General features: G+C 30.3%; 2 protein-coding genes. Both read right to left on the reverse strand.

Annotated features, from left to right (window positions below; all coding sequences use genetic code 11):
• A partial coding sequence (locus BN350_RS21445; RefSeq protein WP_044600353.1) for an AzlC family ABC transporter permease occupies positions 1 to 355 on the reverse strand: 355 nt, incomplete at its 3' end.
• The coding region (locus BN350_RS19375; protein ID WP_044600354.1) for an HAD-IA family hydrolase at positions 348 to 934 on the reverse strand (587 nt) is incomplete at its 5' end. The genes BN350_RS19375 and BN350_RS21445, both read right to left, overlap by 8 nt.

Consider the following 934-nt stretch of genomic DNA (forward strand, 5'->3'; position numbering starts at 1 on the left):
TTTTTGAACCAACCAACAAAGAATATGTTTCATCAGTTAAAGAAAAGATCATATAAGGTTTTAACTTCCCCATGTTTTCAAATCTCTTAATCATAGATAACCCATAAACCATATGTCTTGCATTAATCAGCAAAGTCATCAACGCTCCACTTAAAAGAGTTGCTCCAGATGTTAAAAGATTAATTGCAACAAACTGCATACTTCCAGCATAAATAAAACAACTCATCAATAAAGCATAAAGAATAGAATATCCCTTACTCTCTAACAACATCCCAAAAGCAATGCCTAATACAATATAGCCCATCATAACTGGAATTGATGCAATAAACGCTTCTTTTATAACTTTTTTATACATCCAATAACACTTCCTTCAATTCTTGAATATTATTCACGACATAATCACAATGATGATCCTGAAACTCCTTAAAATTTCCATAACCATATAAAACCCCAACACAAGGTACGTTATTTTCATGAGCACCTATAATATCATGTTGACGATCTCCTACCATAATACATTCATTATACTTAAGGTCTTCTTTTTCTAAACAATATGCAATAACATCTTTTTTGTTTTTGCGTGTTCCATCTAATTCAGAACCATAGATTCCCTGAAAATATGAATCTAATCCAAAATGTTCTAATATCCTTTTAGCAAATATATAAGGTTTACTTGTACACACATAAAGTTTTTTCCCACTATCAATAAGTTTCTGTAAAAATATTTCCATTCCTTCATAAACTTCATTTTCGAACAAACCTTTATCAGAAAAATACTCACGATATTTTTCTACTGCGTTTAAACTTTGTTCTTCAGTCATATGATAGTATTCCTGAAAAGAAACATCTAGAGGAGGTCCAATAAATACTTTTAAATCTTCTAAATTGTTGACTTCTATTCCAAACGATTTCAAACTATAGGCAACAGACTTTG

Origin of the sequence: Candidatus Stoquefichus massiliensis AP9 (genome assembly GCF_000455285.1) — a bacterium.
Lineage (GTDB): Bacteria > Bacillota_I > Bacilli_A > Erysipelotrichales > Coprobacillaceae > Stoquefichus > Stoquefichus massiliensis.